Source organism: Photorhabdus sp. RM96S (genome assembly GCF_042879335.1).
Classification (GTDB): domain Bacteria; phylum Pseudomonadota; class Gammaproteobacteria; order Enterobacterales; family Enterobacteriaceae; genus Photorhabdus; species Photorhabdus kayaii.
This window is the reverse complement of sequence record NZ_JBHFKT010000004.1, coordinates 163,269-185,552: the sequence shown is the minus strand read 5'-3', so window position 1 is coordinate 185,552 and position 22,284 is coordinate 163,269. Positions and strand designations below refer to the sequence as shown.

Sequence of the window (22,284 nt, the reverse complement as noted above, 5' to 3'; positions counted from 1 at the left end):
CAAGCAATTATTATAGTATATTCTGATTTATATAAAATATACCCTATGGATTTCAAGATGGATCGCGGCGGCAAGGGAGCGAATCCCCGGGAGCATAGATAAGGATGTGACCGGGGTGAGTGAGTGCAGCCAACAAAGAGGCAACTTGAAAGATGACGGGTGTATATTTACAATGATATTGATCGCAACACTTAGAATATAGAATTTCGCTTATTAACCTGAGGTTATTATTCAATAATAGTACCAGTCAGCTTCTGAGAAACCTCTGAGAATTGGTTTTCTTTAATGACTGACTATTTTGGACGTTGGCGATAGTGCTTATTTATGACTTTAAATGAACAAGAGGCACCTATTGGGTACCTCTTGTTATGGGAGTTTAACGGGAAGGAACTACGTTAAGGCGACTGGTTGAACAGTTATTTTAATCATTCAAATATCGAGTCGCTTAGTTTGCCATTTTTTAGATTTCCAACGCCAGATATTAGTGAGTCCACGCAACCATTCGTCACAGAAGAAACCGATCCAGATACCTAAAATGCCCATTTCCATTTTGATCCCTAAATAGTACCCCACTGGAATAGCAATACACCACATAAAGAATATGGCTGCATAAAGTGGGAAACGAGCATCACCGGAAGCACGCAATGCGTTCACCATAACAATATTTGCGGTACGGATTGGCTCCAGAAAAACGGATAGCAAGAATAGGGGTAACAACAGTTTGATAATGGCTTCATCTTGCGTCAGAAAATGCAGAATCGGCATTCTGAGCAGCCAGAAAGCAGTGACCACGCCAATAGTGACGATACAGCCGATTTTCAGACTATTAATGCCACGAATATAAGCATCTTCAAACCGCTTTGCACCGACCAGATGACCAACCATAATTTCGTTACCAATGCTGGTGGCAATGCCAAATAACATCACAAACAGTGATAGCTGGAAATAGAGTGTTTGTGCTGCCAGTGAAATTTCACCCATCAGTCCAATGAATGCTATGGCCGCCATATATTGCAGTATCCACACTACGTTTTCACCCGCAGCGGGTAAACCGATATATAAGATTTTGCCCAACATACCCTGTGACCAGCGTAGGAAACCTGCCAGCGTAAATTTGATCCGCAGGCCATAACTGAGCAGACAGAATAATAGGATCACGGCAACAATCCGGCCAAAGACTGTAGACCAGGCGACTCCTTCCAGACCATATTTAGGTAATCCGAAGAAACCATACAGGACGATCATATTACCTAGCACTGTCAGCAAGTTAGCAATCAAAGTAACATACATTGCCGGTTTGGATTTCCCATAAACCCGCAAACACGCCGCCAGAATAATCGAAATAGCTTCAGGGATAAGACAGATACCCAGAATGTGCAGATAGTTAAAACCATCTTCCATCAGATGTTCCGGCATATTCATGATAGACAAGATCTTATAGCCGAAGAAGATAGTCATCAGCGCACAGCTAAACCCAAGTAAAAAGTTGAATGCAATAGAAATATGGATCGCTTGGCTGGCTTTATCCCGTTTGCCTGCACCAATATATTGAGCAATAACGACACTGCAACCAACACTGATAAAGTTGAAGATAGTGATAAACAGATCAAATACCTGATTACCTACAGCCATAGCAGCCAGATAAGAAGTAGAAACATGGCTCACCATATAAGTATTAATTAATAAAGTAGCCAGATGGAGAAGAATATCAATAAAAATCGGCCAGCTTAACGAAAAGAGCGAGCGCTCAGTAACATCAGTTTGATGCATTTGAAAAACCTGCTTATTGAAAAAGGTAAATGAATTATTTCTTGAGATGCTGCGTACTCAGAAAATATTCAGGCATTGTACATGGTTTATTTATCCGTTAACAGAGATGAGATATATACCCGTTATCTTTCAAGTTGCCTCTTTGTTGGCTGTACTCACTCACCCCGGTCACATCGTTATCTATGCTCCCGGGGATTCGCTCCCTTGCCGTCGCGATGCATCTTGAAATCTATAGGGTATGGAAAGATAAAAATTGAATTCTGTGATTGGTTTTTTCTGCTTGAACAACCCCTTGTGATACGAAGCAAATAACGATCAATTAGCATCATAAGGGAAATGATTGGCAGCAAATATTAGCATTGCTATTTGTCAAATGTGTTAGCGGAATTGATAAATTTTTGCTTAGCATGTTACATGTGGTGGATGCGTATACTGTGACGACAGTATTATCAGTACACAGTACATTTGTTGCGAGGAAATTTAGATCAACAAGTAAATAAATTTCATGGTAAATAATTAAGATATTTAAATGATTATCTTAATTGATAAAAAATTTAAATGCCAAATATTTAAAATAATTATTTTAATATATTATCAGTATTTATGATATACCAACTTTACCAGTCAATGGATGCCTTATGTGTTTAATAAATCATTAGGTGATTTTATTTAAATTTTATTTATGATTTTATATCGCTGAATAATTTTGTTGGATTATGGGATTTTCCAAATCTGATCATTCAGTTTTTTATGATAACTTAAACGATTTATCAACGGAGTGATAAAAAAATTTTTGTGGTTAAATTTTGCTCTATAATTAATTTAAAGGAGTCGAATATAAGGAAATGAAAATATACCATTCAGCGAGGTGATATGATGATAAATAGACTACAACACCAGTTACTTTTGGCCCTTTTAACGTTGACTTTCTTTTCTGCTTTTTCTACATCTACCCATGCTTGTATATTGTACCCGCACTTTCCTATATGTGCGGCAAAATGCGTTATTTTTTCATCTCATACTGCAACATGTATTATCGGTTCTCAAGCGCCTAATCATTCAGCTTATAATTATCCAATGTCTATTGGATCTGAAAAGAATAGCTAATAGAAAATGGAATTCTATTAATATTCAGTTAGCATAATTATTGTGTAATATTATTGCGTGATATTATTGTGTTATGCGGAATTCTACCTCTTTTTTTTCTATTTTCCGCCCTTTAATAAAGGGCGGGTTTTTATAAAGTGATTTATACCCGTTATCTTTCAAGTTGCCTCTTTGTTGGCTGTACTCCCTTGCCGTCGCGATGCATCTTGAAATCCATAGGGTATAGTTAATTGTATTGTTATATTTATTAAAATCAATTTATACCCGTCATCTTTCAAGCTGCCTCTTTGTTGGCTGCACTCACTCACCCCGGTCACATAGTTATCTATGCTCCCGGGGATTCGTTCCCTTGCCGTCGCGATGCAACTTGAAATCCATAGGGTATATTATCTGTTTTTCTTGTTGATTTATCTGATTCATTAAATTGAATCTATATATAAAATTATATTTCTGCTGTTTTCTATTTTTGTGGAATTGGTCACGGATAATTTAAATATTATCTATATCTTAATGGCTGATTTTAATCAGGGAATAAATTCATTTTATGATTTCTATATTTTTACGTTATTATTTTATCTGTTCTTGTAATATGAAAGCATGGTTTAATGTCGATCACCGTATTTCTCATTTTTTCCCTGATTAACTGTTCTGGTTATATTTAAAATTAAATTTTTTAATCACTATATTTATTTTGGCATATTTCTGTCTGTTTTTGGAAATTTGTCTGAATTATGCAGTATAGCCAATTATTGGATAAAAATATATATGAAACGTATTCCAGAACCTTTCCGTATTAAAATGGTAGAAAATATTCGCATGACGACTCGTGCCGAACGTGAAAAAGCATTAGAAGAAGCCGGATATAATCCGTTCCTATTACCCAGTGACGCGGTTTATATTGATTTGCTGACGGATTCTGGCACTGGAGCAATGAGTGATCGCCAGTGGGCAGGAATGATGATGGGGGATGAAGCTTATGCAGGTTCCCGTAACTATTATCATCTATGTGATAAAGTTAATGAATTAATTGGCTACCAATATACTATTCCAACCCATCAAGGGCGTGGAGCAGAACAGATTTTATTCCCGACATTAATTGCTCGGAAAAAAGCACAAGGTGGCGCAACGCATCCGGTCTTTATTTCTAATTTCCATTTTGATACGACAGCGGCTCATGTTGAATTAAATGGCGCGAAAGCGATTAATGTTGTCACGTCAAAAGCCTTTGATACAACCACCTATTATGATTGGAAAGGCGATTTTGATATTGATGAATTGAAAAAAACGATAGCAGAACATGGCGCTGATAATGTTGTTGCGATTATTACAACCGTTACCTGTAATAGCTCCGGTGGTCAGCCTATCTCTATGGCTAATATGAGCGCTGTGTATGAGATAGCAAAGCAACATGATATTCCGGTGGTGATTGATTCAGCCCGTTTCTGTGAGAATGCTTGGTTTATTAAGCAAAGAGAAAAGGGCTATGAAAATAAATCCGTTAAACAGATCGTCAAGGAGATGTATCAATATGGTGATATGTTAACAATGTCAGCTAAAAAAGATCCCTTGGTCAATATTGGTGGTCTTTGTTGTTTCCGTGATGATGAAGATCTCTTTAATGAAGTGCGTACCCGCTGTGTGCCAATGGAAGGATTTGTGACTTATGGCGGTCTCGCCGGACGCGATATGGAAGCATTGGCAATTGGTCTTGAAGAAGGGATGAATGAGAGTTATCTGGCATATCGTATTAATCAGGTGGCTTATTTAGGTAATAGATTAAGAGATGCAGGTATTCCTATTCAATATCCAACCGGTGGTCATGCTGTATTTGTTGATGCTAAATTATTATTACCGCATATTCCAGGGGAACAATTCCCAGCTCATGCACTGAATAATGAATTATATCTGGAGGCGGGAATAAGAAGTGTGGAGATTGGTTCTTTGTTATTAGGTCGTGATCCAACAACCGGAAAACAGAAACCATCACCAATGGAACTTTTGCGATTAACGATTCCTCGTCGCGTCTATACTAATGATCATATGGATTATGTTGTAGAAGCCTTTATTTCCTTGAAGGAGCGAATTCCTCAGATTAAAGGATTAACGTTTACTTATGAGCCATCCGTATTACGGCATTTCGTTGCAAGATTAAAACCAATTAAATAATAAAAATCGGGATGATCCTTGTTTAAGGGCATCCCCAATTATACTTCTTATTATATACCCTATGGATTTCAAGATGCTTCGCGACGGCAAGGGAGTGAATCCCCGGGAGCATAGGTAATTATGTGACCGGGGTGAGCGAGTGCAGCCAACAAAGAGGCAACTTGAAAGATGACGGGTATAACGCCACGCTAGGGTAACATATATGGCTACTTTGCCGATAAAAAAATCGTCTCCATCTTTATTTGGCGGCGCCATGATCATTGGTGGAACGATTATTGGTGCGGGCATGTTTTCTTTACCGGTTGTCATGTCAGGAGCATGGTTTTACTGGTCAATTGCCACTTTGATTTTTACCTGGTTTTGCATGTTGCACTCAGGATTAATGATATTGGAAGCCAATCTTAATTATCGAATTGGCTCAAGTTTCAGTACTATAACAAAAGATCTATTAGGCAATGGTTGGAATATCATTAATGGTATTACCCTTGCTTTTGTTTTATATATACTGACTTACGCTTATATTTCCGCGAGTGGATCGATTATTCAACATGCTATGCGAGAAGTATCGATAGATTTTTCACCTGGGCTTGCTGGTTTTTTATTTGCTCTTGTTGTTGCATTTATTGTCTGGTTAAGTACTAAAACTGTTAGCAGGATGACGTCGATTATTCTTGGTGCTAAGGTATTAACTTTCTTTATGACGTTCGGCGGTTTGGTTTATAATATTAAACCGGCGGTATTGTTTAATACAACTGAAGTTAATCCAACTTACTGGCCTTATATATTAATGACTTTACCTTTCTGTCTGGCCTCCTTTGGATATCATGGTAATGTTCCTAGCTTGATGAAATATTATGGAAAAGAACCAGAAAAAATAAAGAGATGTCTGTTTATTGGGACATCAATGGCTTTGGTGCTTTATTTGATCTGGTTGGTTGGAACAATGGGAAATATTTCCCGGCCTGATTTTGTCGAAATCGTAGCAAAGGGGGGCAATATTGATGTTTTGGTTCAATCATTAAGTGGAGGATTGAACAGTTCTGCTCTGGGCTTATTATTGACTCTCTTTTCTAACTTTGCGGTTGCCAGCTCATTCCTTGGTGTCACGCTTGGGTTGTTCGATTACCTGGCTGATCTCCTTAAATTTGATGATACCAAACTGGGGCGCTTTAAAACGGCATTAGTGACGTTTCTTCCGCCAATGGTCGGTGGCATGATTTATCCGAATGGTTTTATTCATGCGATAGGTTTTGCTGGCCTTGCTGCAACAGTTTGGGCAGCTATCGTTCCTGCATTACTTGCCAGAGCATCCCGTAAACGATTTGGCAGCCCTATGTATCGAGTTTGGGGCGGTAATGTGATGATCGGCTTGATTTTGCTATTTGGCGCACTAAATGCTGCTGCCCATATCTTATCAAATCTTAACCTGTTGCCCGTTTATTCATAAAAAAACTCCTGCGGTGGGGGGCCGCAGGAGCCTGGTGTTGACGGAAATAAGCTCCGAAAGGGAGAGAACAAAGCCGGTATTTTTATGTGTTAATTTAGTTTGTTAACTCCTAACATCTTACAGCAAGGTTATTAACAGGAAGTTCTTATGGCTTCCCTTTGTACACAAATAGTTAACCGCTTTAATTTCTTTAGTACAACGTCCTGACAGACATGTCGTAAATTCATCCCTGATAGGACAATAGCATTAGAATGCCCTCTTTTGGCAACTTTTTGCCTAGTCATTAATTAGTTGTATATAATCTTTCAGTGTCAGTGTTGTTTTTGCAACGGTATTATCGCCGGGGCTAAGCCATCATTTACCGGTATTCGTTAATCACTTGTTGGCAAAAATCAGGTGAATTCACATGATGAGGGCTTTAGGTTGTTTTGATAAAAAGTGATTGAAAGCAACTGACATTGACTTTTTTTCATTATAATTGCGAATACTTCCCTGGTGCTGACGACTCATTCATGGACAGATTATAGTCAAGATGAGACTTAAGTATCACTGTTGTATTACCAAATTGAGATTGTTATCCCATTTAATACATAAATAAAATGAATTAATTTGGTCGTTTTGTAGATGGTTGAGTAGAGTGATGATAGCGAAAAAATATTTTAACCATAAGTGTTAATGTTGCGATTTTTATGGTGAAGAGTTATGGCAATGATAGATTCGAAGACGAAAACTCATTTTACTGGTACTCGGAAAAAAACTTATACATTGCTAATCAATGCGGCATTGGCGCTTTTTGAACAGAGAGCGATACCTTCGGTTTCTGAATTGGCAATGCATGCTGGTGTTTCCAGGGCAACAGCATACCGCTATTTTCCGACACAAAGTGATTTAATTGATGCGATTGTTGATGCCAGCCTTGGGCCGATCCTCACCTGGAAGCCTGCTAGTGAAAATATCGAGGAGCGGATTACTGAGTTGTTGGATTTTGCTTATCCCCGAATGTTTCAATACGAAGGTGCATTGCGTGCTGCTCTGTTAGTTTCCTTGCAACAATGGGTTCAGGGATGTTTATCTGAGGGTAAGCAGGAAAAGAAACTGGTACGTGGACATCGTAAAGATATCCTTGCAATGGTTGTTGAACCATTAAAAGGGCATTTTCCGCCGGATACTTTGGAAAATGTCATTCGATCTTTTTCCCTAATTTATGGCTCCGAGGTCTTTCTGGTGATGAAAGATATCTGGCAGATGGATAATGAGGAAATTATTGAGATCACTAAATGGGTGGCAAAAGCGATAATTAATCAAGCGTACAGAGATTCTGAATTATAGGTATTGTTTATATCCGTCATCTTTCAAGCTGCCTCTTTGTTGGCTGCACTCACTCACCCCGGTCACATCGTTATCTATGTTCCCGGGGATTCGTTCCCTTGCCGTCGCGATGCATCTTGAAATCCATAGGGTATATTGCTTTTTGTATTTAAATATTAATTATATGGCTAATATTATATATTATGCATTACATGTTTTTTGTTAATATTTACCTGTATTATATTTTCATTAATATATGTTATGCTTATCATATATATCCTAATTGATTATTAATCTATCAGGGTAAATTGAATAATATATATTTTTCATTCAACTTATGTCTAAGTTGGCAATAGAGCAAAAATATAAATTATTCTCGTGATGACTTTCATATTATTAAATTAATATGATGGCGGCAGATATTGTTGAATACGCTTCCTCTAATAACAAATCTTTTATAACGTCTAAAATAGGTGATTATATGACCACAGAAAATAGCATTATTGATGATTTTAACGGTAAAACGAAGACTCTAGGGTGGGATATTGTTGCTGCCTATGATAGAACTAAAATAAATATGCTGTTTGAACAGCAATATGTAAGAAAAGTAAGTGAAGGTACACATTTTTCACCTATTTTCTGGGAAAGCAGAAATAAAAAGATAAAATTTGACAACTTGATATTGGGAGTGCCGTTAATTTCCTTTGAAAATTCATCAATTGAAGATTCTCATGCAACGGTAAAATTAAATTTTATTTCTGGCACGATAATAGAACTTTATGATGATGGTAGAGTAAAGAATTATCAAAGAATTACGCCGAATAATGATTACTATATGACGATAACCGTAAATTTGAGTGCGTCAACAGGCTCTGTTGGTAATGATGGAAAAGTTGTTGTTGAATTTAAAAAAGGAGATTTGGGAGTAGTCAATGTTATTGACGATGCGCCAGCAGAAGTCAAGGAGTTTTTCCGTAATTGGCTTAAAGATAATGATGTAACTTATGAGTTAGGTATTTTGAAGCTGGATAATACGGCTGGACTGGTTCCAACAATGTTTAAAATCAGAACTCAACCGGCACCCGGTGCTAATTTATATGGTTCTGATAATTATGGTCATGGGGCGGTGTTGTTATTTATTGCAACAAACTATAATCCTAACGGTAGGGAATTACCAATTAACTCAAGTAATTTCCCTTATTTGATACCGAATAATCGTTCTGCGGTATTAATTATCAGTAATAAGACACTTTTTGAGAATATTCTTAAGCCGCAATATGAACATTTATTACCGAGTTCTACGAGTGTAAATTTAGAATTGGTCAAGATTGATAGCCAGAAAGATGACTCAGCTAGCTATTTGAATATAACAAGTGGGTATGCTGAGAGCAATGAACCTGTACAATATGAAGGAGGAGGGTATAAAGTATGGACGGGAACGGTGAAATATCATGATAACAGTAATATGTGGTTAGAGAATGCCAAGATCCCCTATTTAGGAATGCATATTAAACCAGGCAAGGAAAAAATTGTCTTTTCTGGGACGAATAATAATGACCACTCTTATTATTTTACCCAATCAGTTGGTATTCTTAATGATTCTCCAATAAGTGGTGGTTGGTACAAGTCTAAAATTCATTTTTATATTGATGGCTCGATAGATATTACGCCTCATGTAAAATCTAATGATGAGATTGAATTAAAATTAAATAATAGAATGATAACCAGATATGACAAACAAGATGAACCTAGTTGGGGAATACACTTTTTCCCTAAAGAAAAGTTTATTAATAAAACAGCAGAAATTGTTAAAGGTGTTGTTGAAAATAAATTAACCAATGTTGCAAATATTAAATTAGATAGCATTAGTCTATTTGCCGTTAATCACCTTCTTTTCCCTGAAAGCAATTATCTTGAATTTGATAAAGTGTATGTGCCTGGGGATATGGTGCTATTTGGTGATATTTCTCCAACATCAACTGCTTTTAAAATCAAAGATCTTCAATTAACTATACCAGTGAAAACTAAGCATAAATTTACAACCAACACCAATGCAACAGTAAAGTGGTCCATTACTCCAGCGGAATTGGGGAGTATTAATGCGAATACCGGCTATTATACGGCACCGGCTAAGATAAAAGGAAATAGCCAAATTGTGACAATTACTGCGACAGATTCAAACACAAACGCTAAAGCTTCAGCGGTTGTCACTCTGTTGCCTTCCTCAGTATCGGTTAGTCCTTCTTTTGTTGTTATCAATGAAAATGATGTTAATAAGAATGTCAATTTTACTGTTTATAACAATAAGAAAGTGAATTGGCGTGTGGAAACGGGTACTGGCTATGGTGTTGTTGATGCAAATGGCAAATATACGCCTCCAGCCTCTTTCCCGGCTGGATATAATATGGTTACGGTGACGGCTGTTGCTGATAATGGTGATTTAGATAAAGTCAATATTCTGCTTATCAGTAAAAGTACTATAGCTGAATTCAAGATTGATCCTAGCTATAATCAAGAGTTATTAACACCCGATGCCGTAATGGAATTCTCTTCTGTCGGTAATGATTTGACTTCTCCAAGTGAATGGAGCCTTATGCCGGCAAGAGGAAATATTAAGGTAGGTGAGCCAGAAGTGATAAAAGATGAGTTTGGTAATGATATTAAAAAGTATACTGCGACTTATACTGCACCAAGTGATATTACTTGTTCAGAAATTGTTTTACTCAGAGTGACACATAAGAATAAACCCAATCGTGCAGGATATGCTCTGATTACACTTGAGCCGAAAATCAGTTAATAGTTAACGACTTTTAATAACTACCAGATGATGTAATAAATTTCTTATTATTTATTGCATCTCTGTTCTCTAATCTATTTTTTTAGAAAAAAACATCCATCCTGTATATTTCCGGTGAATAAAGGCGATCCTATGAATAATGATATCAGCCCGTTGCTAAAGAAATTAGGTAATAAATATAACTTTACCGATAAGATAATTGAATCAGATTATAAATCTATTTTTGATATTATAAGAATACCCCGTAATCTATTTTTAGATAAATATAATTTAAATCATCAGGCAGAAGATATTTATGATACAGCAAACAGCTATGCTATACAAATAGCGCGTAAATTTCGCCGGCAGCATTACACTCATAATACATATGCCAGGAGTTATTCTTCTGTTTCATTGAAAGAAGGTCCCCAATATCAATCCTTATTTCAGGATAATTGGCAGAAATACTGTCCAAATGGCGCACCGGAAGCAAATAATTCACCGGTTGCTTATTTAGCAGAGATTTATAAATTAGCGATGGATATTGAATCCAATGCGGGTGCTGAGGCCATTAAAATAGATACGCGCCGCTCTGATTTAGCGCATTTAATGCTGGATGAAGTGAGTATCAATCAAGAGATTTCAACATTGTCATTGGTTAATGCTATGCTAAATCAACGTTTGGAAGCTATGCTAAGACAACAAGGAAAGACAAATTTATCTAGTTATGATCTTTTAGCCAATGTACGTTATCCATTCCAACTCCCTTATGATCATGCGCAAAACCAAATTAATCTAACATTTGATAATAAAAAACTTTTTTGTTTGGAAATGACGCAACAGACAGATAAGAGTTATCCTTATTTTCTTAAATCCAACCTGAATACTGCTAATGGAGAATTTATCGCGCCTTTAGCAAATCAATTAGGTATTTGCCAACAAAAAATAATTAATGAGCCATTAAACCCATCTAATAGCCAATTCTATCAGGATAATTATGGCGTTAATAGTGCAGACTTACTTGAATTGTTATCAACTTTCACTACACAAACAACTCTTTCTGTCGCAGAAGTTGAGCAATTATTATGTATAAAAGGAATATCTACAAATAAAGGGAAGGCATTAGAACAAAATAACGTGAGATTATCTCAGAATGTGCTTAATTTAGGTATACCTGCGGCTCCTTATCGTTATGGCGCTGTTTTTATTAATGGGCCAAATGCAAAAGAGAGTGATTTTTTACATTTGTATCGTGAATTTGCCTCAAGTGATCATTTGCCACAAGAGATAAATAAGCTATCCGGTGTGAATCATGAACGCTTTGATAGATTAAATCGCATGATACGGTTGTGGAGATGGGTTAATTTGCCGGTAGATAAAATTGATTTATTGGTGACTGCCACGATGCGGGCAGAAGGGGATGCAAATAAGCAATTACAGATGAATGAAAATACTTTACGTATGTTAGGTATTTTCCATCATTGGAGCAAAAAATATCATATTTCACCTGATGATTTTGCCGCGTTGATATATCAAATTACTCCTTTCTCGACGGGTACAGCTATTCCTTTCTTCGATCAGATTTTCAATTCATCTTCGTTATTTGATGCACCATTGGTGATTGATGATCGTGAGTTTTATTCAGAAAAAAAACAGGATAATAATATCATTAGTAAGTTATGTGCTGGATTGAAAATTGAAGCGAAGGATTTTTCTTTATTAGCACCATTAGTTGCTGAATCGATGGGTAAAAAAAGTTTAACATGTTCACTTCCTGTTGTTTCTGCGTTTTATCGTATTGTGCAACTGTCGAGAATTTTGGGGTTAACACCACAGGAAGGTGTGGTTCTTTTAACGTTGATAGGTGGAAATAAAGTATTAAAACAGGTCACGGGTATGCCTTATTTATCGCAACCAGGAAATAATAGGCAAACAGATATTCTGGATATTATGATTGCAATGGAGCAAACCACTGAATGGTTAAGAATAAATAAATTATCTGTTGGTACTCTTCAACTATTCTTATTACCAGCTAATGAAGTTGTTATGACCGGCAATGCGGCGCAGGTGGCCTTTATTAATCAAGTTGGATTGCATCGTAATTCAGAGAGTTTAACCCTGGAAAGTTTATCATCAAATATCTTACCAGTATTAGATGATAATGGTAATTTGATTGATTGGTTAACTCTACGTCATACTGTTTTAAATGCAGTATCTCATCAAAAATATGGTTTAGTTAAGCCTGATGTTAATATTACTGATGAAATTAATAAAGCGATAAAAAGTATATTACTTGATGATAAAGTCAAAGTATCTATTACTGAACAATGGGCTGCAATTATTACTCAAGCTCAATCTGCACAAAATGCAATATCGGCCAGTATGTTAGTAAATGCATTTCAGCTATCACAACCATTTCCTTTATTTATTTTAAACTGGATCGGCTCAAGTAGTTATGATTTTTTATTGAAGTCATTTGAACTGTTTGATAATAAAAATTTACAGCCAGAGATGATCAGTCAGGATTATTTGATACTGATGTATGATTTGTCGCGATATATTTCAGTGATTAAAACTTTCCGACTGAGTACTGTGATGTTGAACCATTTTTCTGAACATCCTGAACGGTTTGGCTGCCAGAACACGCAACTTTCTTTATCGGGTATTTATTATTTCAGTCGCTACCGAGATTGGATGCAATTAGTTGCTTCTTTAGATAACGCGGAAGACAAAATATTGCGTTATTTGGAGCTAGTCAATACGAATAATCAAAATAACGATAAAATTAATAGGGTGAAAATATTAACTGAACTATTGTCATGGCAGCGTGATGAAGTACTATTAGCTAATTCATATATTATCGGCAAGGAAGATAATACGGCAAAAACATTAGCTGAAATAGATATCATGATGAGACTTAAAGTTTGGTCCGAGGAAATGGCACTTTCCATGCGTTCATTATTAGCGACGATAAATATCAATGCTCATTCCTCTTATGAGGATTATAAACAGGTTGGTATAGCGATGGTAGCAACTCTGTAAATATATACCCGTCATCTTTCAAGTTGCCTCTTTGTTGGCTGCACTCGCTCACCCCGGTCACATAGTTTGCTATGCTCCCGGGGATTCACTCCCTTGCCGTCGCGATGCATCTTGAAATCCATAGGGTATAATTTTCATGGTGGAATAAAAAATTTTAATAGAGGTTCAGAATATGAAAAATATTGTTTCTAAAAAATTAGCTGAGAATGTTCGTGATGGATTGGTTAGTTATTATTTGGGGAATATTTCAAAAACAGCTAATGTACCCGATTTAAAAACGCCGGATGATTTGTATCAATATTTACTTATTGATAATCAGGTATCGAGTCAGGTTAATACTAGTGTTGTTGCACAAGCGATTTCCAGTGTTCAGCAATATATTAATGGCATTATGCTTAACATGGAACCAGGGTATGATTATCAATATGAAGATAAAGTAGAAAAATGGAATGATATTTTAAGCCAATATAATATTTGGGCTGGTTTTCAACAGTTATGGAATTATCCAGAGAATTATATTAGCCCTATATTACGTCATGGTAAAACAAGTGATTTTAAAGAGTTGGAGGATAATTTAAATAAAGGGAAATTGAGTGATGAAGTTGTTCAAGAAGTTATATTGAATTATTTAAATAAATTTGAAGAAATAAGTAACTTAGAGTTAATGAGTGGCTATATCAATACGACTAAAGAATTAGCACCCGCTCAAGCTGAATATTATTTCATTGGTAAGATGAGTATTACGCCAGGTCAATATTACTGGCGATCGCTAAATATGGCTAATCGAAATATGCAAGATGTCATTAACCCTACAGCTTGGCAAGAATGGGAAAAAATTGGTATTCCTGCTACTGGGGAAGTGATTAAGATCCGCCCAGTCGTTATTAATGGTCGTCTTCATATCGTTTGGTTGGCACATGAAGCTGATAATAATAAAGAAGAAAATTATTATAGTATTAATTTAATATATCGAAAATTTAATGGTGAATGGAGTCTTCCAAATAAATTACGTACTTTTACTGGTGATAAGAATAAAGTTAATGATGACTTTGAACTCATTGCATTAATGGATTTGCGAGCTGAACCGGTATTAGTTATTTCTGCTATTTGTAAGCCAGTAAAAACAGAAAATAATACATCAGGAGAAAAGAATTATCCGTACTCCTGTAATTTACTATTTAACGAAGTTCCTGTGCCCCTGGTTGGTGATAAGTCATTAGATCTCTATATTTATCAACAAATTAAATCTAATTCTACGAAAGATCTTACACAATCAAATATGTTGTCAGCCTATTTTGGGGATGCATATAAATTAGTTGACAAGCCTATTTATCTGGAGTCAAAAAGTTATCCTGGGCTTGCGACAGGGAAAATGACACTATTTGCTGAAATGGGTAGTAGAAAACTACGTCTCCATGGTAATAATAGTTTGTCGATTGGGAAAGAGATTATTAAATCTGTAGCATGTGATATTGATCTTAAACGTAAATCTAGTGAAGCAGGAAAGGTTAATATTTCACTCGCTGATGGCGCTAAAGAAAATAATGGAAAAGTAACAGTTTCTGTCGTGGTGACTATCAATGATAATAGTTATGAATCAGGTGACTATTTTTATATTATGTTTAATTCTAGTCAGAGTGGCTATCCTGAGCTGAAAGTTAATTTTTCTGAATGGGGACAAAAGCAAGGTAATGCCTATCATTTTACCAAAGAAATGGAAGTGCCACTGTCTGGACTAAAAGAAGCTAAAGTATTTAGTTCAGAACTCAATAAATCTGGTGGTAAGCTTGTTGCTTCTGGAGATGGAACGCCAAAAGTAGATATTGATCATTCAGGTCATAGGGAGGCTGATTTCTGTTTATGGAATATTGAAGGGGGGAGCGATAGTCTGTTATATTCAAAACGCCAATTACTCAATGGAAAGAGTATTATTCCTACTGTAGAACTTGATCTCGATGAAATAAAGGGTAAGGATTCGAGTGTATTTTTAAAATTAGGTTATAAGAAAGAGGGCGAAGATGCGGACTTAGGTTATAACCATTATGAAGTTAAACTAAGTAAAATTCCCTATCCTAATTTGCTGTTGGCCTATAATAAAAAAACGCAAGCACAGTATCTGGATATTACTGAATTGCAATTTAAATATCGATCTATCAGATTAAATACCCTATTTGGCAGGGAGCTTATTGCACGGGCTAACCATTCTATTGCTGATGTACTGAGTTGGGAGGCACAACATATTAATGAACCGCCTATTCCGGGGAGTGATGAAAATAATGATTCTGCGCTTAACGGGGCAAATAGTATTTATTTCTGGGAGCTTTTCTTCCATGTACCTTATTTAGTTGCGTATCAACTCAATGCTTCACAACAATATCAGGATGCCCAAAACTGGTTGCACTATATTTTCAACCCAGCAGTGAAAAATAAGGCTAATGGTAGCCCAAGTTATTGGCATTGCAGCCTGTTAGAGGTTTTTCAAGATAGCTCAGTACAATTAAAAGAATTACAAGATCCAGATGCGATAGCTTATGCCGAGCCAGTACATTATAAAAAAGCCATATTTCAAATGTATGTGCAGAACTTAATTGATTTTGGTGATAGTTTTTATCGCTTTCTGACCAATGACGGACTTAATAATGCTAAATTACGCTATCTTCAAGCACAGCAATTACTTGGTCCCAGACCTGATTTTGATTTAGTTAGTCATTGGCTGCCGATTGAATTGGCAGATGTCACCTCTTCAAAGAATAATAAATTACGCGAATTTGAGAGTAATATTGATCCTGATATATTAATTGATCTTCCAGCGGCTAAAGTCAGTGCTCATACGGCGGTCGATAATGCGATATTCAGAGTGCCTTTGAACAATGATTTACTGTGGTATTGGGATATTTTATCCAGCAGATTTTATAATTTGCGCCATAATTTAACTTTAGATGGTAAACCTTTGTCGTTACCATTATATGCAACACCTGTCGATCCAAAAAATTTGCTCGCTTTATTGGCAAATGGTGGATCATTATTGGCAGCAGGTAGTACGGGTATTTTGAATATACCACCTTATCGTTTCCGGGCATTATTACCCAGTGTTTATCATGCGGTAGATACATTAAGTCATTTTGGTGATTTACTCTTGAGTGCGCAAGAACGTAAAGATCGTGCGGAACAGGAAGAGTTGAATCAATTGCATTTGAAAGATTTAGCTATTTTCGCCATTTCATTGCAGAAAGATGCTGTCGCAATCGCTGAAAAAGGGAAAGAGGCATTATTAAAAAGTCAGCAGACATTACAACAGCGGATTGATCATTATAAGGCGCTTTATGATGAAAACATTTCTACAGATGAAACCAATGCGCTGAATTTACAAGGTACGGCAAAAATTATTTCTTCTGTTGAGGAAGGAATGTTAACCGCCGCCGGTGCCGCTTCGTTGATACCTAGCATTGCGGGAACATCATTTGGTGGACAACGATGGCATATACCGCTTATTTGTTCTGCGGGTATTACACGTACTGCATCGTTAATTATGCAAATGGCGAGTGATACATTGAGTATTAAAGCGGGTTATAACCGGCGACGTGAAGAGTGGGAGATTCAATATAAACAGGCGGAAAGTGAACTGGAAATGTTGAAAAAACAGATTGAGCAGCAAGAGGCACAAATCTCCGCTGCGAATACAACATTACAGCAATCTCAGACACAACTGCAAAAAGAGCAGGATATGTATCAGTTTCTTACTGTGACTAGGGTAACGAAATCTTCGCTTTATCAATGGTTGAATGATCAGATGATGTCATTATATCGTCAGGCTTACGATGCAGTGCTTTCGCTATGTTTAAATGCACAAGCATGTTGGCAATATGAAATGGGGGATTTTGCTACACAGTTTATTGTGCAAAATGGTTGGGACGATAATCATAATGGTTTATTGGTAGGAGAAAAGATTAAACTGAATCTACTGAAAATGGAATCGGCTTATTTGAATCGTAATGAACGTCGTTTAGAATTAACTAAAACGATCTCGTTAAAAAATCTATTATCTGATACGAAAAAATGGCAAGATATTCAATCTGAACTTAAAACTGGTGAAGGAATTACATTTATACTGAATGAGAAATTATTTGATCAAGATTATGCCGGGCATTATTTACGCCAGATCACGTCTGTATCGGTCACGCTGCCAACATTAATTGGTCCTTATCAGGATATTAAAGCGACTTTAACTCAAACTAAAAGTTATACGTTGAAAATGCAGGATATTAATGGTGTGAAATATTTACTTTCAAATAAGGAAGGCGATAATAAACAAATTGTCACGAATTTGAGAGCGAGCCAACAAATCGCACTTTCATCAGGGATTAATGATAGCGGTACATTTAATCTTAATTTCGGTGATGATCGTTATTTACCTTTTGAAGGAACGGGGGCGGTTTCTGACTGGAAACTCATTTTCCCATCAGCGGCAACAGACAGTATACAGCGAGATATTCTGGATAATTTGTCAGATATTATTTTGCATGTACGTTATACCGCGAAGGATGGTGGTGAGGCATTTGCTGGTCAGGTAAGAGAATTGCTTAAATAATACATTTATTTATTGTTGTTTTTGTATCTATACCCTATGGATTTCAAGATGCATCGCGGCGGCAAGGGAGCGAATCCCCGGGAGAAGGTTGTTTTGGCTCTTGATGTTAAACAACCGGCTATGGCAGGTATGGAAAAGCTTAGTCGTGACTTGAAATTGTTGTTCCTAGAATCATAAAAATCTTGTGGTAGTGTCATAAAGTGATACTATAGACTCATGAATAAACGACATTACAAAACGCTGTCAGATGTATTTACCCGACCTGTCAACAGTTCTATAAAGTGGTCTGATATTGAGGCACTTTTTATTGCATTAGGAGCGGAGATACATGAAAGGGAAGGTTCGAGGGTTGCAGTGCTATTGAAAAATCAAAAACGGATTTTTCACCGGCCTCACCCACGACCAACTACTGACAAAGGGGCTGTTAACTCTATTAGGATATGGTTGGATAGCTTAGGAATTAGGCCATGATGAACAATACGTTAAAAATTGACGGCCATGTGGCTGTTATCACTTTTGATCCAGAAATCGAGATGTTTCGTGGTGAATTTGTTGGGTTGAATGGTGGCGCAGACTTTTACGCCTATAGCGTCGATGAGTTGAAGAAAGAAGGAACTAAATCTTTGGCGATCTTCTTTGAAGAGTGTCAAAAAGATGGTATAGAACCTTACAAATTGTATAGCGGCAAAGTAACCACGCGTTTGTCACCAGAGCGTCATCGGACGCTTGCTATCACTGCACAATCTACTAATCAATCTATCAATGAACTGCTTAATGAGGGTGTTGATTTGGTCATTGAAAAGCATTCTTGAGGATTATAGGCCGCCATTTGGCGGCCTAGCCTCTTGATTTAAAAGTCAGAATCTTTTGCCATCAAATTAACCGCTGCTTTTCTCGGCCAAAATAAACATCCCAAACGGATGAATTTCCAGATAGTAATGATCGCCAACATCGGGTTGCAATTGGGTGGCGTTAATCTGTAATAGCAGAGTTTGCCCTTGCCAATCTACGGTGACTTCATATTGTGGCCCCATGTAAGCCACATGGCTGATGGTACAGCGTTGGCTAATATTTCCATTACGGCTCAGGGTGATAGCTTCCGGTCTGACGCCTACCGTTACCGATTGCCAGTTGGTGGTAAAGTTTGTTGGCCGTGGCAGGCGATATTGAAAAATCTCGACATAATCAGCACCCAAAGTCGCCGGGAAGATATTGGCATCTCCCATAAAACTTGCCATAAACTCAGATGCTGGCTGGCGATAGAGTGTTTGTGGCGTGCCAATTTGCATGATTTTACCTTTGTTCATCACCAGCACCGCATCGGAAACTGCAAATGCCTCACTTTGATCATGAGTAACGTATAGTGAGGTGATATTAAATTGCTGCTGTAATTCGCGGATTTTCTCGCGCATACTGCGGCGCAGATTGGCATCAAGGTTACTCAGCGGTTCATCGAAAAGTAACACTTTAGGTTTGAGGATCAGTGCGCGAGCGAGAGCAACACGCTGTTGCTGACCACCGGAGATTTGATCCACATAACGATCATCAAAGCCGCCTAAGTCCACCAGCTCCAGCGCCTCTTTAACCCGTTCGCGTATTTCTGCTTTAGGCTGCCCTAGCATTTTCAGCCCGTAGCCAATATTTTCCCCTAGCGACATATGCGGAAACAGGGCGTAGGACTGAAACACCATACAGATGTCACGTTGCTGGATAGAGCGATCTGTAACGTCTTCACCATCAATGAACATCTTACCTTCACTCGGTTTCTCCAGCCCGGCAACCAGACGTAATACGGTGGTTTTACCGCAACCGGAGGGTCCTAACAGTGTAACCATATGTCCCTGAGGAATAGATAGTTCCAGATTATCGATCACGGTGTTGCTACCGAACCGTTTGGTTACATTTTTCAGTTCGACAAAATTGTGTTGTGTCATATTGTCACTCCGTGATTACTGTGCATTTTTGGCTTTGGAACGAGAGATCCGCGCTTCGCCAATCAGATAGTCAAATAAGAAAATAATGGCCAGCATAACTACAATCAGGATCGAGCCATAAGCGATAGCAACCCCGTATTCACCATCTTCCACTCGATTCAGGATATAAGAGGTTGCTACGCGGGTGTCTGGTGTGACCAGGAAGACAATCGCGCTGACGGTGGTAATCGCACGCACGAAGCTGTAGATCAGTGCAGATAAAATCGCCGGGCGCAGTAAGGGTAACAGAACATGGAAGATGGTTTTCATCGATCCGGCACGCAGGCTGAGTGAAGCTTCATCCAGTGATTTATCAATTTGTCCAAGACCGGCAATGCCTGCCCGGATACCCACTGGTACATTGCGCATGGTCATGGAGATAATGACGATGGCTGCGGTTCCGGTGAGATAAAAAGGTGAATCGTTGAAGGCCAGAATGTAGGAAACCCCGGCGACGGTACCCGGTACAGCAAAGCACAGCATGGTGGTGAATTCGATGGTTTTTTTACCGCGAAATTCCTGGCGTACAACAATGTAAGCAATCAGCAGACCGAGGATCGCGGTAATGGGGGCGGCGATACCGGCGTAAAGCAGGGTATCCAGTAATGATGGCCATGCGCCATCGTGCAGACCTTGACCGAACAGTTTGATGAAGTTATCTAAGGTCAGTGTGTAATCCACTCCCCAGTTGACGGTGAAACTGCCGTAGAAGATGCTGCCGTATAACAAAATGTTGAACACAACCCAGATAAATAGGATGGCACAGACCCCCCAAACCAGTGACGTTGGCAACGGTTGTACGTCACCACGGTAGGATTTGCCGGAAACCGTGACGTAGGAACGTTTACCAATCCACAGATACTGCACGCAGAAGACCAGCAGCGAGAAAACCAGCAGTGAAGCGCCAAGAGTACTGGCGGCCTGATAGTCGAGTTGAGAACCGGTGATATAGAAATAGATCTGGGTCGCCAGTACGTCAAAGCTACCGCCCAGTACCAATGGGTTACTGAAATCGGCCAGCGACTGGACAATGACAATCAGGAAAGCGTTCGCCAGTGCTGGTTTTAACAGCGGAATAAAAACATTGAAGAATGTCTGATAGCGATTGGCTCGCAGAGTATAAGCAGCTTCTTCCAATGAGGGATGGATGGTTTTGATAGCGCCATCAAGGATCATAAATGCCATTGGCGTAAAGGCTAGAACTTGCGCCAGCCAGATGCCGGTAAAGCCATACAGCCAGTTGGTGTTGGTTAGGCCAAACCAGGTTGCCATAAATTCAGTGATATAACCGGAACGGCCCATCATTAGGGTGACGCCTAAACCGACCACAAACGGTGGCGTTACGATGGGTAAGATAGATAATACCCGGCCAATAATGGCGGAACGGCGGGCGATTCTGGCGGTATAAATTGCCAGCACCAGCCCGAAGAAAGTGCAACCTACACCAACGGCTAGAGAGAGCAAAACGGAGTTGATGATAACCTGAATAATGTGTGCCTGCCCCAGGATCGATATAAAAGCAAATGGGGCAAACTGACCGGCATCATCCGTAAACATCGGAATAAAGATGGCAATACTCGGATAAAGGATAAATATGCCGATTAGGGCAATAACCGCGACTAATGAACCGATAACAAAACTGTCACCACCCAGCCATTCAAGGCGAGACAGGGCCAGAGTAATCATCGCGCCCAGTGAGATAAACAGGAAAATCGTCGAGTAGCCCAGCCCACGACCAATAATGGCGGCGCTAATAACGACAAATAGCGTGCATAGTAAGGCATAACCCGCGTCAAAATAGTGGCGTCGATGTTGATTGCGGTTGGCTGGTGTGAGTGGACGTAGTAGTAGTACTGAGGGTAACAGGAACCATAGTAAGCTGATGTTTAATCCATTCCAGCCATAAGCGGCGAGCAGTTCATCTTGAGTAGATTCGAATAGGCCATAGTCCAGGCTCCATGATGGCAAAAGCGCGAAGGCCAGCCACATTAGAGCAATCCACCAGAACACGGCATCCTGCTTCTGTCTGATAGGCAGGGTAAATGCGTGAGACATAATTTCCTTCCATTATTATTGTGTGGTAGCAGCAGTAAGCAGCTATCCTCCT

At 38.3% G+C, this 22,284-nt stretch carries 14 protein-coding genes; 10 read left to right on the top strand and 4 right to left on the bottom strand.

Annotation, left to right across the window (positions count from 1 at the left end; translation table 11 throughout):
* Nucleotides 1–429: 429 nt before the first annotated feature.
* Nucleotides 430–1,770, bottom strand: coding sequence for an MATE family efflux transporter (locus tag ACGF49_RS04055; protein WP_228903189.1), 1,341 nt, complete (start codon nt 1,768–1,770; stop codon nt 430–432).
* A gap of 1,265 nt (nt 1,771–3,035) precedes the next feature.
* The gene (locus ACGF49_RS04050) at nt 3,036–3,194 is read right to left on the bottom strand and encodes a hypothetical protein (RefSeq protein ID WP_271867104.1); all 159 of its coding nucleotides are present in this window, start codon (nt 3,192–3,194) and stop codon (nt 3,036–3,038) included.
* 227 nt (nt 3,195–3,421) lie between these two features.
* On the opposite strand from ACGF49_RS04050, the gene tnaC reads away from it, so the two are divergent.
* The 10 genes from tnaC to ACGF49_RS04000 all read left to right on the top strand — a co-directional run bounded on the left by tnaC (nt 3,422) and on the right by ACGF49_RS04000 (nt 19,016).
* Entirely contained in the window at nt 3,422–3,520 is a 99-nt protein-coding gene (gene tnaC / locus ACGF49_RS04045) for a tryptophanase leader peptide (RefSeq protein ID WP_113042652.1), read from the top strand.
* Nucleotides 3,521–3,642: 122 nt separating this feature from the next.
* On the top strand, nt 3,643–5,043 hold the full coding sequence (gene tnaA, locus ACGF49_RS04040; RefSeq protein ID WP_228903011.1) for a tryptophanase: 1,401 nt from the start codon (nt 3,643–3,645) through the stop codon (nt 5,041–5,043).
* Nucleotides 5,044–5,245: 202 nt separating this feature from the next.
* Complete coding sequence (mtr, locus tag ACGF49_RS04035; RefSeq protein ID WP_228903012.1) at nt 5,246–6,490, top strand: tryptophan permease; 1,245 nt, start codon at nt 5,246–5,248, stop codon at nt 6,488–6,490.
* Between the two features lie 702 nt (nt 6,491–7,192).
* Complete coding sequence (locus ACGF49_RS04030) at nt 7,193–7,819, top strand: TetR/AcrR family transcriptional regulator (RefSeq protein WP_271867102.1); 627 nt, start codon at nt 7,193–7,195, stop codon at nt 7,817–7,819.
* Nucleotides 7,820–8,279: 460 nt separating this feature from the next.
* Nucleotides 8,280–10,595, top strand: coding sequence for a hypothetical protein (locus ACGF49_RS04025; protein WP_113042658.1), 2,316 nt, complete (start codon nt 8,280–8,282; stop codon nt 10,593–10,595).
* Nucleotides 10,596–10,727: 132 nt separating this feature from the next.
* On the top strand, nt 10,728–13,616 hold the full coding sequence (locus tag ACGF49_RS04020; protein WP_228902988.1) for a Tc toxin subunit A: 2,889 nt from the start codon (nt 10,728–10,730) through the stop codon (nt 13,614–13,616).
* A 172-nt stretch (nt 13,617–13,788) separates the two neighbouring features.
* Complete coding sequence (locus ACGF49_RS04015) at nt 13,789–18,204, top strand: neuraminidase-like domain-containing protein (RefSeq protein WP_387489760.1); 4,416 nt, start codon at nt 13,789–13,791, stop codon at nt 18,202–18,204.
* Between the two features lie 48 nt (nt 18,205–18,252).
* Complete coding sequence (locus ACGF49_RS04010; RefSeq protein ID WP_278249242.1) at nt 18,253–18,381, top strand: hypothetical protein; 129 nt, start codon at nt 18,253–18,255, stop codon at nt 18,379–18,381.
* A 39-nt stretch (nt 18,382–18,420) separates the two neighbouring features.
* Nucleotides 18,421–18,675 (top strand): type II toxin-antitoxin system HicA family toxin, encoded by a 255-nt coding sequence (locus ACGF49_RS04005; RefSeq protein WP_046395863.1) that lies wholly within the window; start codon nt 18,421–18,423, stop codon nt 18,673–18,675.
* On the top strand, nt 18,672–19,016 hold the full coding sequence (locus ACGF49_RS04000; RefSeq protein WP_236548230.1) for a type II toxin-antitoxin system HicB family antitoxin: 345 nt from the start codon (nt 18,672–18,674) through the stop codon (nt 19,014–19,016). Before ACGF49_RS04005 ends, ACGF49_RS04000 begins: the two co-directional genes overlap by 4 nt.
* 66 nt (nt 19,017–19,082) lie before the next feature.
* Here ACGF49_RS04000 and fbpC read toward each other — a convergent pair whose 3' ends face one another.
* A complete protein-coding gene (gene fbpC, locus ACGF49_RS03995) occupies nt 19,083–20,138 on the bottom strand; it encodes a ferric ABC transporter ATP-binding protein (protein ID WP_271867097.1) in 1,056 nt (351 codons plus the stop codon).
* A gap of 15 nt (nt 20,139–20,153) precedes the next feature.
* Complete coding sequence (locus ACGF49_RS03990; protein WP_387489755.1) at nt 20,154–22,232, bottom strand: ABC transporter permease; 2,079 nt, start codon at nt 22,230–22,232, stop codon at nt 20,154–20,156.
* Nucleotides 22,233–22,284: the final 52 nt, after the last annotated feature.

Excerpts from the sequence above, each read along its gene's own strand:
- ACGF49_RS04055 (WP_228903189.1), bottom strand. The coding sequence starts at position 1,770 with ATGCATCAAACTGATGTTACTGAGCGCTCGCTCTTTTCGTTAAGCTGG.
- tnaC (WP_113042652.1), top strand. The coding sequence starts at position 3,422 with ATGATTTCTATATTTTTACGTTATTATTTTATCTGTTCTTGTAATATG.
- tnaA (WP_228903011.1), top strand. The coding sequence starts at position 3,643 with ATGAAACGTATTCCAGAACCTTTCCGTATTAAAATGGTAGAAAATATT.
- mtr (WP_228903012.1), top strand. The coding sequence starts at position 5,246 with ATGGCTACTTTGCCGATAAAAAAATCGTCTCCATCTTTATTTGGCGGC.
- ACGF49_RS04030 (WP_271867102.1), top strand. The coding sequence starts at position 7,193 with ATGGCAATGATAGATTCGAAGACGAAAACTCATTTTACTGGTACTCGG.
- ACGF49_RS04025 (WP_113042658.1), top strand. The coding sequence starts at position 8,280 with ATGACCACAGAAAATAGCATTATTGATGATTTTAACGGTAAAACGAAG.
- ACGF49_RS04020 (WP_228902988.1), top strand. The coding sequence starts at position 10,728 with ATGAATAATGATATCAGCCCGTTGCTAAAGAAATTAGGTAATAAATAT.
- ACGF49_RS04015 (WP_387489760.1), top strand. The coding sequence starts at position 13,789 with ATGAAAAATATTGTTTCTAAAAAATTAGCTGAGAATGTTCGTGATGGA.
- ACGF49_RS04010 (WP_278249242.1), top strand. The coding sequence starts at position 18,253 with ATGCATCGCGGCGGCAAGGGAGCGAATCCCCGGGAGAAGGTTGTTTTG.
- ACGF49_RS04005 (WP_046395863.1), top strand. The coding sequence starts at position 18,421 with ATGAATAAACGACATTACAAAACGCTGTCAGATGTATTTACCCGACCT.
- ACGF49_RS04000 (WP_236548230.1), top strand. The coding sequence starts at position 18,672 with ATGATGAACAATACGTTAAAAATTGACGGCCATGTGGCTGTTATCACT.
- fbpC (WP_271867097.1), bottom strand. The coding sequence starts at position 20,138 with ATGACACAACACAATTTTGTCGAACTGAAAAATGTAACCAAACGGTTC.
- ACGF49_RS03990 (WP_387489755.1), bottom strand. The coding sequence starts at position 22,232 with ATGTCTCACGCATTTACCCTGCCTATCAGACAGAAGCAGGATGCCGTG.